General features: G+C 66.5%; 19 protein-coding genes. 15 read left to right on the plus strand and 4 right to left on the minus strand.

The genetic code is table 11. The features are described from left to right. Positions 1 to 7: 7 nt before the first annotated feature. Together HHL13_RS12355 and HHL13_RS12360 are read right to left on the minus strand one after the other, a co-directional pair. Positions 8 to 931: an aminotransferase class IV gene (locus HHL13_RS12355; protein WP_169555949.1), complete on the minus strand. Its 924-nt coding sequence runs from the start codon at positions 929 to 931 to the stop codon at positions 8 to 10. 47 nt (positions 932 to 978) lie between these two features. Beyond that, on the minus strand, positions 979 to 1,461 hold the full coding sequence (locus tag HHL13_RS12360) for a ClpXP protease specificity-enhancing factor SspB (protein WP_169555950.1): 483 nt from the start codon (positions 1,459 to 1,461) through the stop codon (positions 979 to 981). Between the two features lie 113 nt (positions 1,462 to 1,574). Between HHL13_RS12360 and hisB the strand changes: the two genes are divergently transcribed. The 10 genes from hisB to HHL13_RS12410 all read left to right on the plus strand — a co-directional run bounded on the left by hisB (position 1,575) and on the right by HHL13_RS12410 (position 7,857). Continuing rightward, positions 1,575 to 2,162: an imidazoleglycerol-phosphate dehydratase HisB gene (gene hisB / locus HHL13_RS12365; protein ID WP_169555951.1), complete on the plus strand. Its 588-nt coding sequence runs from the start codon at positions 1,575 to 1,577 to the stop codon at positions 2,160 to 2,162. Beyond that, complete coding sequence (locus HHL13_RS12370; protein ID WP_169555952.1) at positions 2,162 to 2,449, plus strand: YciI family protein; 288 nt, start codon at positions 2,162 to 2,164, stop codon at positions 2,447 to 2,449. Before hisB ends, HHL13_RS12370 begins: the two co-directional genes overlap by 1 nt. Continuing rightward, complete coding sequence (hisH, locus tag HHL13_RS12375) at positions 2,446 to 3,048, plus strand: imidazole glycerol phosphate synthase subunit HisH (RefSeq protein ID WP_169555953.1); 603 nt, start codon at positions 2,446 to 2,448, stop codon at positions 3,046 to 3,048. Before HHL13_RS12370 ends, hisH begins: the two co-directional genes overlap by 4 nt. After that, positions 3,036 to 3,818, plus strand: a complete 783-nt coding sequence (gene hisA, locus HHL13_RS12380) for a 1-(5-phosphoribosyl)-5-[(5-phosphoribosylamino)methylideneamino]imidazole-4-carboxamide isomerase (protein WP_169555954.1) — start codon at positions 3,036 to 3,038, stop codon at positions 3,816 to 3,818. Before hisH ends, hisA begins: the two co-directional genes overlap by 13 nt. Positions 3,819 to 3,870: 52 nt before the next feature. After that, positions 3,871 to 4,629, plus strand: coding sequence for an imidazole glycerol phosphate synthase subunit HisF (gene hisF, locus HHL13_RS12385; protein WP_169555955.1), 759 nt, complete (start codon positions 3,871 to 3,873; stop codon positions 4,627 to 4,629). 35 nt (positions 4,630 to 4,664) lie between these two features. Further along, entirely contained in the window at positions 4,665 to 4,862 is a 198-nt protein-coding gene (locus HHL13_RS12390; RefSeq protein ID WP_169553744.1) for a hypothetical protein, read from the plus strand. Positions 4,863 to 4,893: 31 nt separating this feature from the next. Continuing rightward, on the plus strand, positions 4,894 to 5,211 hold the full coding sequence (locus HHL13_RS12395; RefSeq protein ID WP_206376913.1) for a phosphoribosyl-ATP diphosphatase: 318 nt from the start codon (positions 4,894 to 4,896) through the stop codon (positions 5,209 to 5,211). Further along, complete coding sequence (locus HHL13_RS12400) at positions 5,201 to 5,578, plus strand: histidine triad nucleotide-binding protein (protein ID WP_169555956.1); 378 nt, start codon at positions 5,201 to 5,203, stop codon at positions 5,576 to 5,578. Before HHL13_RS12395 ends, HHL13_RS12400 begins: the two co-directional genes overlap by 11 nt. Before the next feature lie 138 nt (positions 5,579 to 5,716). Further along, on the plus strand, positions 5,717 to 7,246 hold the full coding sequence (locus tag HHL13_RS12405) for an amino acid permease (RefSeq protein WP_240953701.1): 1,530 nt from the start codon (positions 5,717 to 5,719) through the stop codon (positions 7,244 to 7,246). A gap of 92 nt (positions 7,247 to 7,338) precedes the next feature. Continuing rightward, on the plus strand, positions 7,339 to 7,857 hold the full coding sequence (locus HHL13_RS12410) for a GrpB family protein (RefSeq protein WP_169555958.1): 519 nt from the start codon (positions 7,339 to 7,341) through the stop codon (positions 7,855 to 7,857). A gap of 61 nt (positions 7,858 to 7,918) precedes the next feature. Here the strand turns inward: HHL13_RS12410 and HHL13_RS12415 are convergent, their stop codons facing one another. Beyond that, complete coding sequence (locus HHL13_RS12415; RefSeq protein ID WP_169555959.1) at positions 7,919 to 8,917, minus strand: adenosine kinase; 999 nt, start codon at positions 8,915 to 8,917, stop codon at positions 7,919 to 7,921. Between the two features lie 55 nt (positions 8,918 to 8,972). Between HHL13_RS12415 and HHL13_RS12420 the strand changes: the two genes are divergently transcribed. From HHL13_RS12420 to HHL13_RS12430, 3 genes are read left to right on the plus strand one after another with little or no spacing between them, the layout of a single operon-like run. Next, positions 8,973 to 9,695 (plus strand): EI24 domain-containing protein, encoded by a 723-nt coding sequence (locus HHL13_RS12420; protein WP_169555960.1) that lies wholly within the window; start codon positions 8,973 to 8,975, stop codon positions 9,693 to 9,695. After that, positions 9,692 to 10,066, plus strand: coding sequence for a hypothetical protein (locus HHL13_RS12425; protein WP_169555961.1), 375 nt, complete (start codon positions 9,692 to 9,694; stop codon positions 10,064 to 10,066). The genes HHL13_RS12420 and HHL13_RS12425 overlap by 4 nt, the downstream gene beginning before the upstream one ends. Then, positions 10,063 to 10,578 (plus strand): methyltransferase domain-containing protein, encoded by a 516-nt coding sequence (locus HHL13_RS12430; protein WP_169555962.1) that lies wholly within the window; start codon positions 10,063 to 10,065, stop codon positions 10,576 to 10,578. The genes HHL13_RS12425 and HHL13_RS12430 overlap by 4 nt, the downstream gene beginning before the upstream one ends. Here the strand turns inward: HHL13_RS12430 and queG are convergent. Next, positions 10,547 to 11,611 (minus strand): tRNA epoxyqueuosine(34) reductase QueG, encoded by a 1,065-nt coding sequence (queG, locus tag HHL13_RS12435; protein ID WP_169555963.1) that lies wholly within the window; start codon positions 11,609 to 11,611, stop codon positions 10,547 to 10,549. The two genes, HHL13_RS12430 and queG, sit on opposite strands and share 32 nt — an antisense overlap. Before the next feature lie 41 nt (positions 11,612 to 11,652). Between queG and HHL13_RS12440 the strand changes: the two genes are divergently transcribed. Together HHL13_RS12440 and HHL13_RS12445 are read left to right on the plus strand one after the other, a co-directional pair. Continuing rightward, on the plus strand, positions 11,653 to 12,612 hold the full coding sequence (locus HHL13_RS12440) for an ATP-binding cassette domain-containing protein (RefSeq protein ID WP_169555964.1): 960 nt from the start codon (positions 11,653 to 11,655) through the stop codon (positions 12,610 to 12,612). After that, positions 12,609 to 13,847, plus strand: coding sequence for an ABC transporter permease (locus HHL13_RS12445; protein WP_169555965.1), 1,239 nt, complete (start codon positions 12,609 to 12,611; stop codon positions 13,845 to 13,847). Before HHL13_RS12440 ends, HHL13_RS12445 begins: the two co-directional genes overlap by 4 nt. Positions 13,848 to 13,874 lie beyond the last annotated feature (27 nt).

A 13,874-nucleotide genomic window follows, 5' to 3' on the forward strand; every position in this document is an offset into this window, starting at 1 on the left:
CGCACAGTCACAGAAGCGGATTCGCGGCGGCGTCCGCGTCCTTCATGGCTTCATAGGCAGCGGCGATCGCCCGCGTCACCGGACCGTTCACCTGCCGCATCTTCTGGCCGTCGATCGAGCGGACCGGCGTGATCCCGCCCATCGTGCCGGTGACGAAGGCTTCCTCGGCGGCGAGGACGTGGCGCAGCGGGACGCTGCATTCGAGCACCGGCGCGGCGCCCGCGCGGCACGCGGCGATGACGTTGTCGCGGGTGATGCCGTTGAAGCAGTAGCTGCCGGTCGAGGTCTCCACCCGCCCGTCGCGCACCCAAAAGAAGTTGGTCGCGTTGCAGCTCGCCACTTGCCCGTGCGGATCGAGCATCAGCGCTTCGTCGGCCTCGGGATCGATGTCGATCGCTTCGATCAGCGCGCGGATCAGGTTGAGGCGGCTGTGCGAATTGAGCCGCATGTCGAACGTATCGGGCCGCGAAGTCCGCGTGGTGACGCTGCGCAGCGCGAGACCGCCACCGGGCAGCGGCGGCTTGGTCTTGTATTCGGCGGTGATCGCCAGCGTGGCGCGGCCCAGCGCGTTTCGCGGATCCTGATTGATCGTCGCCTTCAGCCCGCGCGTGACCATCAGGCGAAGATGCCCGCCATCGGTCATGCCATTGGCGACGATCAGTTCGCGCAGCGCCGCCCGCATCTCGTCGCGGGTCAGGCCGACATCGATCCTGATCGCCGCCGCGCCCGCATAGAGCCGGTCGAGATGCGCATCGAGGAACAGCAGGGCGCGCTTGTGCAGCCTCAGCCCCTCCCACACCCCGTCGCCCATCCCGAACCCCGCGTCGAAGATCGAGACGCGTGCCTCCCCGGTCGGCACGAGCGCGCCGTTCAGATGGACGAGCAGATTCGCGTTGCGCGGATCGGGAGCGAAATCCTGGCTGCCGGGCATGGAACGATCAATCCCCCTCCAACAGCCGCCGGGCAATCAGCGCCGGATCACTTCTTCCGCTTGAAATCCACCGAGACGACGTTCGAGCCATCGTCGGCCGGCGTGATCGTCGGGCCGTCATTCTCGGCCTCGTCGTGCGGCTCGGGCTCGTCCGGGCCTTCCTGCGCCTGGAAGCGCAGTTCGAAATTGACAGCCGGATCGTGGAAGCCGGTGATCGCCGAGAAGGGGATGTTCAGCGTCGCGGGCACCTGATTGAAGGTCAGGCCGACCGAGAAGCGTTCGTCATCGACCCGCAGGTCCCAGAATTTGTGCTGGAGGACGATGGTCATCTCGTCCGGGAAGCGCTCGATCAGCCGCTGCGGAATTTCGACACCGGGGACCTGGGTCTTGAAGGTGATATAAAAATGGTGCGTGCCGGGCAGGGCCTGGCTGGACGCAACAGAGCCGAGAACACGGCCGACAACTGCGCGCAGGGCCTCCTGCACGATCTCGTCATAGGGAATCAAACTGTCGGGCACGGTACCGGTCATGGCCCCTTGGGTAGCGGTTCGCGCCATCGGGTCAAGCGGGTCGAACGCACGAGCTTGTTCGCGGCCAAGCAACGCTATTTTGCGCAGGATGACATGGGCGCTATGGGGGCGGCATGCGTACCGCCACGATCAGCCGCAAGACGAGCGAGACTTCGATCGACGTCTCCGTGAATCTCGATGGAACCGGAAATTACCGGATTTCGACTGGAATCGGCTTTTTCGATCATATGCTGGAGCAACTCGCCAAGCATTCGCTGATCGATCTCGATGTGAAGACGGTCGGAGATCTGCATATCGATCAGCACCACACCGTTGAGGATACCGGCATCGCGATCGGCGAAGCCGTGGCGCAGGCGCTGGGCGACAAGCGCGGCATCCGCCGCTACGCCGACGCGCTCTCGCCGATGGACGAGACGCTGACCCGCGTCGCGATCGACATTTCCGGGCGCCCCTACACCGTGTTCAAGACCGAGTTCAGCCAGAAGAAGCTGGGGGAGATGGACACCGAGATGTTCGAGCACTGGTTCCAGTCGTTCGCGCAGGCGGCGGGCATCACGCTGCACGTCGAGACTTTGTACGGCACCAATAATCACCACATCGCGGAAAGCGCGTTCAAGGGCCTCGCCCGTGCACTGCGCGAAGCGGTGGAGATCGATCCGCGCAAGGCCGGCGTGATCCCCAGCACCAAGGGTGTGCTGTGATGTTCGTCGTGCTGCTCACCTACGTCGCGGACCTTGCCGAAGTGGATGCCTGCCTTCCCGAGCATGTCGAATGGCTGAAGGCCGGGCTTGCCGACGGCACGCTGCTGATCGCCGGACGGCAGGTGCCGCGCACCGGCGGTGTGCTGATCGCGCGAAGCGAAAGCCGCGAGGCAGCCGAAGTATGGGCGGGGAGCGATCCGTTCGTGCTGCGTGGCGTCGCGACCGCCGAGGTGGTTGAGTTCAACACCTCGTTCCTCGCGCCCGGACTTTCGGCGCTCAAGGAATGACCATCGCGCTGATCGATTACGGCGCGGGCAACCTCCATTCGGTCCATAATGCGCTCAAGGCAGCGGGAGCTTCCGATATCGATGTGACGGCGGACCCGGCCGCGGTGCTGCGCGCGGACCGCGTCGTGCTGCCCGGCGTCGGCGCGTTCGGCGCGTGCGCCAGCGGGCTGCGCGGGATCGAAGGCATGACCGATGCGCTCGACCGGCGCGTACGTCGCGACGGCGCGCCCTTCCTCGGCGTCTGTGTCGGTATGCAGCTGATGGCCGATACCGGCGAGGAACTCGGCGTGCATCAGGGGCTTGGCTGGATCGCGGGCACCGTCCGCGCCCTGCCCCCCTCGCCCGGCGTTCGCGTGCCGCATATGGGCTGGAACGATGTCGTGCCGGTTGCCGATCACCCGCTGATCGAGCGCGGCGAAGCCTATTTCCTGCACAGCTTCGCCTTTGAGGGCGAGCATGTGCTGGCAACGACCGATCATGGCGGCACCGTCACCGCCGCGATCGGCCGCAACAATATGATCGGCGTCCAGTTCCACCCCGAAAAGAGCCAGCGCTACGGCATCGCACTGATGGAAAGGTTTCTCGCATGGCGCCCCTGATCGTTTTCCCCGCCATCGACCTGAAGGGCGGACAGGTGGTGCGTCTCGCCGAAGGCGATATGGATCGCGCGACCGTCTATGGCGACGATCCCGCCGCGCAGGCCGCCGCCTTCATGGCCGCCGGCGCGAGCCATCTCCATGTGGTGGACCTCGACGGTGCGTTCGCGGGTGAATCGGTCAACGGCGCGGCGGTGGGCGCAATCCTCCAGGCGTTCGCCGGCAAGGTCCAGTTGGGCGGCGGCATCCGGTCGCGCGAATCGGTCGAACATTGGCTCGATCTGGGCGTCAATCGCGTGGTGATCGGCACCGCAGCGCTCGAAAATCCCGAACTGGTCCGCGAAGCCGCACGCGACAATCCCGGCCGGATCGTCGTCGCGGTCGATGCGCGCGATGGCATGGTCGCGACGCGCGGCTGGGCCGATGTGTCCACCGTCAGCGTGGTCGAACTGGCGAAGCGGTTCGAGGATGCCGGCGTCGCCGCCCTGCTCTTCACCGATGTCGGCCGCGACGGGCTGCTCAAGGGCTGCAATGTCGAGGCAACCGTGGCGCTGGCCCGCGCAGTGTCGATTCCCGTCATCGCCAGCGGCGGCGTGACCGATGTGCGCGACATCGAACTGCTCCGCCCGCATGTGGCAGACGGGATCGAAGGCGTCATCACCGGCCGGGCGCTGTATGACGGGCGGCTGGGGTTGCGTGAAGCGATCGAGGCTGCGGCTTCTTCTCCCTCTCCCCTCCGGGAAGAGGGTCGGGGAGAGGGGCAAGAACCGTGACCTGCCCGCACTTCCCCTCTCCCAACCCTCTCCCCGGAGGGGAGAGCGCTTTGTGACCGTCCGCGCGCGCGTCATCCCATGCCTCGACGTGTCCAACGGACGCGTGGTGAAGGGCGTCAACTTCGTCGATCTGATCGACGCGGGCGATCCGGTCGAACAGGCCCGCGCCTATGACGCGGCCGGCGCGGACGAGCTGTGCTTCCTCGATATCGGCGCCAGCCATGAGGGCCGCGACACGATCGTCGATGTCGTGCGCCGCACCGCCGAGGTGTGCTTCATGCCGCTGACCGTGGGCGGCGGAGTGCGCAGCGTCGACGATGCGCGCGCGCTGTTGCTGGCGGGCGCGGACAAGGTGGCGGTCAATTCCGCCGCCGTCTCGCGGCCCGAGGTCGTGGCCGAGATCGCCGACCGGATGGGCAGCCAGTGCGTCGTCGCTTCGGTCGATGCGCGGCGCAGCCAGGGGCGTTGGGAAGTCTTCACGCATGGTGGCCGCCGCGCGACGGGAATCGACGCGGTCGAGCATGCGCTGAACCTCGCGCGCTTGGGCGCGGGGGAGATCCTTGTCACCTCGATGGACCGCGACGGGACCCGCGACGGCTATGATCTCGAGCTGATCCGCACCATCGCCGATCAGGTGACCGTGCCGGTGGTCGCGTCGGGTGGCGTGGGCAATCTCCAGCATCTGGTCGAGGGCATTCGCGACGGCCATGCCAGCGCAGTGCTTGCCGCCTCGATCTTCCATTTCGGCGAAGCGAGCATCGCCGACGCCCATGCCGCGCTGGCGGCAGCGGGGATTCCGGTTCGCGCTTAACGATTTCGTGGCGACCGGCGCGCTATGACGCCGCTATGCTCCGCTACGTCCTGCCCCTGCTGATCGCCGCCCCCGCCTTCGCCGAAGACGCGCATAGCGGCGTCGCGGGCACGCGATCGATGCCCGAGCTGTCCGACTTCGCTCTGTTCGCCTGCGCGGTGTTCGGTGTGTGGTTCGTCCGCCGGGCGATGCGCGCGAAGTTCCGCAAGGCCAAAGCCGAAGCGCAGGATTGACAGGATCGCCCGGCTCGCTCAGCCGGAAATCATGGATCCGCTGAACGCCCTCGAACTCGTCATCCGCGAACGCCGCACCGGCGATCCGGCCTCTTCCTATGTCGCCAAGCTGACGTCGAAGGGCCGCGCCAAGGTCGCGCAGAAGCTGGGCGAGGAAGCCACCGAAACCGTGATCGCGGCGATCCAGAACGATCCGATCGCGCTGACCAGCGAAGCCGCGGACCTGCTGTTCCACCTGCTCGTCCTCCTCGCCGACGCCGGCCTGACGCTCGACGATGTCCGCGCGGAGCTGGTGCGGCGCGAGGGCGTTTCGGGACTCGACGAGAAGGCCAGCCGACATGCCGATTGACGCCACCCAGCCTTACGATCCCAACAACATCTTCGCGAAGATCCTGCGCGGCGAGATTCCGTCGAAACGCGTCTATGAGGATGAACACGCCCTCGCCTTTCACGACATCAACCCTCAGGCGCCGCACCATATCCTGGTGATTCCCAAGGGGCCTTACGTGTCGTGGGACGATTTCTCGGCAAAGGGCAGCGACGCCGAGATCGCCGGGTTCGTCCGCGCAGTGGGCGTCATCGCGCGCGAAGCGGGGATGGTCGAGCCGGGTTACCGGCTGCTCGCCAATATCGGCGCCGACGGGGGGCAGGAGGTGCCGCACCTTCATGTCCACCTGTTCGCGGGCAAGCGGCTGGGGCCGATGCTGATGCGCTGAGCCGCCGCGCAACTGTTATAAAATTATTGCGCCCCTTCGATTTGCGGTTAGGTTTCGCCCCAATCATCATTCCGGAACGCGTATCCGGACAGGGGGAACCTCATGGCATCAGCACCTAATAAGGGAATTGTGGGGCGCATGTTCGCCCGCAAGTCCATCGCGCAAGTGCAGCGCGAAACTGCATCCAGCGAATTGAAACGCACGCTCGGCAAGTGGAATCTGCTGCTGCTGGGCATCGGCTGCATCATCGGCGCGGGCATCTTCGTCCGCACCGGCAGCGCCGCGGCGCTCCATGCCGGCCCCGCCGTGCTGCTTTCGTTCGTCGTCGCCGGCATCGTCTGCGCCTTTGCAGGCCTTTGCTATGCCGAGCTTTCCTCGACGCTGCCGGTTTCCGGCTCCGCCTATACCTATGGCTACACCACGCTCGGCGAGTTCATCGCATGGGTGATGGGCGTGCTGCTCCTCCTCGAATATGGCATCGCGGCCTCGGTGGTCGCGGTCGGCTGGGCGGGGTATGTCGTCAGCCTGCTTGGCGATTTCGGGCTGCACATACCGCTCCAGTTCACCGGTCCGGCCGGTCATGTCCTGATGAAGGACGGCGCGCCGGTGCTGGTCGACGGGCAGACCGTCACCACCATCTTCAATCTGCCCGCCTTCCTGATCTGCATCGCGCTCGCGCTGCTGCTGGTCGTCGGCGTGTCGGAATCGGCCAAGGTCAACAACGTCATCGTCGCGATCAAGGTTAGCGTGCTCACCGCGTTCATCGTCGTCGGCGGCCTGATCGTGCTGTCGAAGTTCGGCGAGCTTTCGGCCGCGCACTGGGTGCCGTTCATCCCGGAGAACCAGGGTGACGGCAAGTTCGGCGTGGACGGCATCATGCGCGCCGCGTCGATCGTGTTCTTCGCCTATATCGGCTTCGAAGCGGTTTCGACCGCGGGTCAGGAAGCCAAGGATCCGGGCAAGGACATGCCGTTCGGCATCATCGGTTCGCTGGTCGTCTGCACCGTGATCTACATGCTCGTCGCGGCGATCATGACGCTGCTGGTGCCCTATGCCTCGCTCAACGTGCCGGATCCGGTCGCGGTGGTCGTGGACAGCTTCGGCGCGCAGTGGGCGTGGCTGGCGAAGACGATCAAGATCGGCGCGATCATCGGCCTCACCTCGGTGGTGCTGGTGCTGATGTACGCCCAGACGCGCATCTTCTACACGATGGCGCGCGACGGCCTGCTGCCGAAGGTCTTCTCGACCGTCCACCCGAAGTTCAAGACGCCGTGGGTCAACACGCTGGTCGTCGGCCTGCTCACCGCGGTCGCCGCGGGCTTCTTCGACATCAACGTGCTGGGCGACATGACTTCGGTCGGCACGCTCGCGGCCTTCGCGATCGTCTGCCTCTCGGTCATCTACCTGCGCCGCTCGGCGCCGGAACTGCCGCGCGGCTTCAAGGTGCCCTTCTATCCGATCACGCCGATCCTCGGCATCCTGTCGTGCATCTACCTGATCACGACGGTGCCGGTGCCGGTGCTGATGTTCTTCGTCTGGTACATGCTGGGCGGGATCGTACTCTACTTCGTGTACGGCATCTGGAACTCGAACCTGCAGAAGGGCGAGGATCAGGACGATGCGCCGGACATGGGCGAGTATGTCGCCCCGGTCGGCGAGCAGCCGTAAGGCAAGCGCCATCGCAAACGAGAATGGGCCGGGGGAAACCCCGGCCCTTTTTCATTGGTTGAGGCAGGCAGCGTTCACGTCAATAAGGAGGCATGCCCAAAGCCGTCCGACTATTGCCGCATGATCCGCACTGGGCCGCGCTTGCCGATGCGGAAGCCGAACGAATCCGCGTCGCGATCCCGATCGCTGTGACCATCCATCATATCGGATCGACATCGATCCCCGGTATTGCCGCCAAGCCCATCATCGACCTGCTGGGCGTAGGCGAGAGCCTGACCGGGCTCGACACGACGCGCGCGGCGATGGAGAAGATCGGCTATCGATGGCGCGGGGAATATGGGCTGCCCGGCCGCCGCTATTGCACCCTGACGGCACCAGATACCGGCGAGCGCCGCGTCAATTTCCACAGCTACGCCGGCGGCGATCCATCGATTCAGCGACACCTGGCGTTTCGCGACCATCTTCGCGCCACTCCAGGTCTCGCCGCAGAATATGAGCGGCTCAAGCTCGACTGCGCGGCTCGCAATGCCGCCAGCATCGACGATTATTGCGACTGCAAGGATGCGTGGATCAAACGCGTGGAAGCCGAAGCGGTGGCGGCTTTCGGCTGACCGCAAATGAAAAGAGCCGGGGAATTACCCCCGGCCCTCTTCGTCATCGGCTTGTCCGGGTTCAGCCCAGAACCTTGTCCACCAGCGCCTTGAGGTCAGCTTCGGGACGCGCGCCGTAATGCTGGATGATCTCCGCCGCGCAGATCGCGCCGAGGCGGAGCGAGGCTTCGACACCGAGGCCCTTGGCCTGACCGTGGAGAAAGCCCGCCGCGAACAGATCGCCCGCGCCCGTGGTGTCGACGACCTTCTCGATCGGCTCGGCACCCACCGCGACACGCTCGCCGCCGGTCAGCGCGATCGCGCCCTTCTCCGAACGGGTCACCACCAGCAGCGGCACCTTGCCCGAGATATGCTCGATCGCGGCTTCGAACTCGTCCTTCTCGCACAGGGCGAGCAGTTCGTTCTCGTTGGCGAACAGGATGTCGATCAGGCCATCCGCGATCAGCTGGCGGAAGTCGCCGCCGTGGCGCGAGATGCAGAACACGTCCGAAAGCGTGAAGGCGACCTTGCGGCCATTGGCGCGGGCGATGTCGATCGCCTTGCGCATCGCGGCGCGGGGCTCTTCGGGATCCCACAGATAGCCTTCGAGATACAGGATCGCGCCGCTGGCGATCACGCCTTCGTCGAGCGCGCTGGCCGGCAGGAACTGCGACGCGCCGAGGAAGGTGTTCATCGTGCGCTGGCCGTCCGGCGTCACGAAGATCAGGCAGCGCGCGGTGGTCGGGTCTCCGCTACGCACTTCGGTGCCGAAATCGACGCCGGCGGCGCGGATGTCATGAGCGAAGACCGTGCCGAGCTGATCGTCGGCGACCTGACCGATAAACGCGCACTTGCCGCCCATCGCGGCGATGCCGGCGACGGTGTTGGCGGCCGATCCGCCCGAGACTTCGCGGCCCGGACCCATCTTCGCATAGAGCGCATCGGCTTCCTGCGGCGAGAACATGAGCTGCATCGAGCCCTTGGCGACGCCGATTTCCTCGATGAAGGAATCCTCGGCCTGCGAAAGAATATCGACGATCGCGTTGCCGATCGCGACGACGTCATAGGTGGCTGCTGTCACCGGAAACTCCAAATAGGTTGCGCGAAAGCGCTAGGCGAAGGCAAAGGAGAGCGCAATGATCCACGCCCTGTTCCTTTCCTTCGGACAATTGCTCGACGGGCGCGTGGCGGCGGTGTTCCTCAAGTCGCTGGTGCTGACCGCTTTGCTGTTCGCGGCGGCCGGGGTCGGCCTGTGGTGGGGACTGCACTGGCTGACCGACAATTACGGCGCGTGGATCGGCATCTCCCGCGAAGGCGGGGTGGTCGCCGACATCATGACCATCGTGGTGATGCTGTTCGCCTGGTGGCTGCTGTTCCGCGCGATCGCGATCGGCGTGATCGGCATCTTCGCCGACGAAGTCGTCGCGGCGGTGGAGGCGAAACATTACCCCCAGGCGCATGCGATGGCACGCGACGTGCCCTTCGCGCGTTCGGTGGCGATGGGACTTCGGGCCGGGCTGCGCATCATCCTCATCAACCTGCTGTTCGCGCCGCTCTATATCGTGCTGCTGGTGACCGGCGTGGGGACGGCGATCGCCTTCTTCCTCGTCAACAGCTGGCTGCTGGGGCGCGACCTTGGCGACATGGTCGCGGCGCGGCACATGCCCTATGGCGAGCTCCCCCAATGGCGGCGGCGCACCAGCCTGCGCCGTTTCGTGCTGGGATCGGTGGGCACCGGGGTGATGCTGGTGCCGGTGCTCAACCTGCTGGGGCCGATCCTGGGCGCGGCGATGGCAACCCATGCCTATCATCTCGGCCAGATCAAACGCGGTCCGACCAATTCCGGAAAGACCAAATGAGAGCCTTTGCCCTCCTGCTGATCGCCCTTCCCCTCGCGGCGTGCGGCGGCGCGACCGGTGAGATCGCCCGCCCCGCGCGGGCGGCCGGGCCGGTTCCGATACCAGTGACGCCCACGGCGATGGCCGCCGGGCTCGACCGGGTGCACGGCCAGCCCGCCGCTCGGCTGATCGCGACCTTCGGCAAGCCGCAGATCGACCTGACCGAAGGCGCGGGGCGCAAGCTCCAGTTCGCCGGGCCGATCTGCGTGCTCGACGCCTATCTCTACCCGAAGGGCCGCAACGAAGCGGTGGTGACGCATATCGACGCGCGCCAGCGCGACGGCAGCCCGATCGATCCCGCGAGCTGCGTCGCCGCGTTGCAGAAACAGTGAGCGAAGACCGGGCCTGCGTCGATCTGCGCGGCCCGTTCGCCGGAACCTCCGGCCATCTCGACGCGCCCTATTGGCAGACGCCGATGCCGGTGATCGATCGGATGCTCAATCTGGCCGAGGCTGGCCCGGGCGATACGCTGATCGATCTGGGCTGCGGCGACGGGCGGATCGTGATCGCGGCGGCAAAGCGCGGCGCGCGGGCGATCGGTGTGGATATCGACGCGGCGCGGATCGCGGAGGCCGAAGCGGCGGCGCGGGAAGCCGGTGTCGCGGATCTGACCGCATTCCGTTGCGAAGACCTGTTCGCGACGCGGCTGGAGGAAGCGAGCATCGTCTCGCTCTATCTCGCGGGCCATGTGAACCGGATGCTGGCGCCCCGGCTAAGGGCCGAGCCCAGGCCCGGCGCGCGGATCATCGGCTATTGCTTCCCCATGCCCGACTGGCCGCCCGAGGTGAGCGAGACGTTCGAGCATGTAGCGCTCAGCCTGTGGCGAGTGCCGCCCCGCCCGTAAGCCGCGCCAGCGCCCATTCGGCTGCTTCACGTACAACTGCGTCATCGTCCGCCAGCAATCGCCGAACCGGCTCGACCAGTCCCGCATCCCCGCTGTTACCCGCCGCGATCAGGCAGTTGCGGACCATCCGGTCGCGGCCGATCCGCTTGATCGGCGAACCGGAGAAGACCTGCCGGAACCCGGCATCGTCCAGCGCGAGCAATTCGGACAGTTCCGGCGCGACCAGTTCCGCGCGGGGGGCGAAAGCGAGATTGGCCTGCGCGGCGGCGGCGAACTTGTTCCACGGGCACACCGCGAGGCAATCGTCGCAGCCATAGATGCGGTTGCCCATCGCTTCGCGGAATTCGTGGGGGATCGGCCCCTTATGCTCGATCGTTAAATACGAGATGCAGCGTCGCGCATCGAGGCGGAACGGCGCGGGGAAGGCATTGGTCGGGCACGCCGACTGGCACGCCTCGCAACTCCCGCAGGTCTCGACCCCGCGCCGGTCGGGCTCGAGCTCGAGGGTGGTGTAGATCGCACCGAGGAACAACCAGCTGCCGTGGGTGCGGCTGACGAGGTTGGTATGCTTGCCCTGCCAGCCCAGCCCGGCCGCTTCGGCCAGCGGCTTCTCCATCACCGGCGCGGTGTCGACGAACACCTTCAGGTCGGATGGCGACTGTTCGACGATCCACCGCGCCAGCGCCTTGAGCGCGCGCTTCACCACATCGTGATAATCCGCGCCCTGCGCATAGACCGAGATGCGCCCGCGATCGCCCTGTTCGGCCAGCGCGAGCGGATCGACGGCAGGCGCATAGCTCATGCCGAGCGAGATGACCGAACGCACTTCGGGCCACAGGCCGGCGGGGCTTTCGCGGTGATGCGCGCGCTCCTCCATCCAGATCATCGAGCCGTGCTTGCCCTCGGCCAGCCATTCGCGCAGCCGCGCGCCCGATTGCGGCGCGACATCGGCGCGCGCGATCCCGCAATCGGCGAACCCCAGTTCCGCCGCCTTCACCTTGATTTGCGCTTCGAGTGACTTGTGCTGCTCCACACCCACCCGCTACCAGAAGTGAAGAGAAGGAGTCATTTCGTTTGAGCAGCGTGCTGGCCGTTAGCGCCAAGGGTCTGGTGAAGCGCTTCGGCGATCGCCGCGTGGTCGATGGCGTGGACATCGCTGTGCGCAAGGGGCTGATCTACGGGGTGCTCGGGCCCAACGGCGCGGGCAAGACCACCACACTGCGCATGCTGCTTGGCATTATCGAGCCCGATGGCGGCGAGCGGATGCTGCTGGGCCGCAACCGTCCGCGCGAGGCCAGCGACGAGGTCGGCTATCTGCCCGAGGAACGCGGCCTTTATCCCGGCATGAAGTGCAGGGACGCAATCGCCTTCATGGGCGCGCTGCGCGGCTTGCCGTGGCGCGAGGGACGCAAGCGCGCGGAGAAACTGCTGACCGACGCCGGCCTCGGCCATGCGATCGACGAAAAGATCCGCAAGCTCTCCAAGGGCATGGCCCAGCTCGTCCAGCTGCTCGGATCGGTCGTCCACGAACCCGAATTGCTGGTGCTCGACGAGCCCTTTTCGGGCCTCGATCCGGTCAATCAGGAGAAGCTCGAAAAGCTGATCCTCGCCCAGCGCGACCGCGGCGCGACGATCCTGTTCTCGACCCATGTCATGGCCCATGCCGAGCGGCTGTGCGACCGGCTGTCGATCATCGCCGGCGGCAAGGTCCGCTTCGAAGGCACCGTCGCCGACGCGCGCGCCACCCTGCCCTTCAAGGCGCATTACACGCCGCATCATCATGCCGATGGCCTGCGCGCGCTGCTGCCCGCCGACGCCGAGCGCGATGGCGAGGACAGCTGGCGCTTCAACGTACCGCGCGAAGGGATCGAGCCGCTGCTGGTGAAACTGATCGAAGCCGGGCACGGCATTTCGGGCCTGTCGATCGAGCGCCCCGGCCTGCACGACGCCTTCGTCCGCATCGTCGGCCCCGACGCCCTGAGGGATATCGGGCGCGACGCCGGTCCCGATGCGCTGACGGAGGATGCGGCATGAGCAAGTTCCGCCGCGCCGCGCGCCAGACGCTGACGATCGCCCGCCGCGATTTCACCGCGACAGTGTTCACGCCCACCTTCCTGCTGTTCCTGCTGGCGCCGCTGATCATGCTCAGCTTCGGCCTGATCGGCGGGCTTGGCGCGAACAGCGTTTCGAACAGCGGGGAAGCCAAGCAGCGCATGGTGGTGATCGCACCCGCCGGGCAAATCCCCGCGCTGACCGAGATCGACAAGCAGATGCGCCTGCTGTTCCCCGCGACCGCGCGGCCGCTGCTGCGCGTCGAGATGCCGCAGGGCGATGCGGCGCGCCAGGCCCGCGCGATGTTCGACCGCAAGGATTTCGAAGCCGCGGCGGTGATGTTCGGCCCGCTGGAAAAGCCCCGCATCCTGCGCGGCACCAATTCCTGGCGCGAGGCCGCCTATCTGGGGCAACTCGCCGAGCAGACGCTGCGCGCCGAAAAGGCCGGCGGCACCGCCCGGCTCAGCGCACCCGACATCGAAGTGATCACTCGCGCCGAGGCGTCTTCCAGCGGCAAGGGGCAGGCTGCCTATTTCGCGGTGTTCGGCATCTTCTTCCTTACCCTGCTGCTCGCGGGTCAGGCGGTCGGCACGATGGCCGAGGAGCGTTCGAACAAGGTGATCGAAGTGCTGGCCGCCGCGATCCCGCTGGAAAGCGTGTTTCTGGGCAAGCTGATCGGCATGTTCGGCGTCGCCGTGCTGTTCCTCGCTTTCTGGGGAACGCTGATCGGCAATGGCGCGAAACTGATGCCGATGGAGATGCTGCGCGGCTTCGCCGATATCGGCCCGGCCGTGGGCGGGCCGATGTTCGTCCTGTTGTTCGTCGGCTATTTCACCATGTCGTACATGCTGCTGGGTGCGGTGTTCCTCAGCGTCGGCGCGCTCGCCTCGACCCAGCGCGAGATCCAGATGCTGTCGCTGCCGATCACCATCCTGCAGGTCGGCATGTTCGCCTTCGCGTCGTTCGGCGCGGCGAGCCCGGACGGCTTCTGGGCGCTGGCGTCGGAGATCTTCCCGTTCAGCTCGCCGATGGCGATGGCCGGGCGCGCGGCAAACTCGCCGGAGCTGTGGCCGCACGCGCTGGCGCTGGGCTGGCAGCTGCTGTGGGTCGGCATCACCGTGACCATCGGCGCGCGGGTGTTCCGCCGCGGGGTGCTCAAATCGGGCAATGCGCCGTTCAAGCCGTTCGGGCGGAAGAAAACGGCCGGCCCCGCCTGACCGGGCGGCCGGCGCAACCCTATTGAC

This window comes from Sphingomonas sp. G-3-2-10 (assembly GCF_012927115.1).
Classification (GTDB): domain Bacteria; phylum Pseudomonadota; class Alphaproteobacteria; order Sphingomonadales; family Sphingomonadaceae; genus Sphingomonas.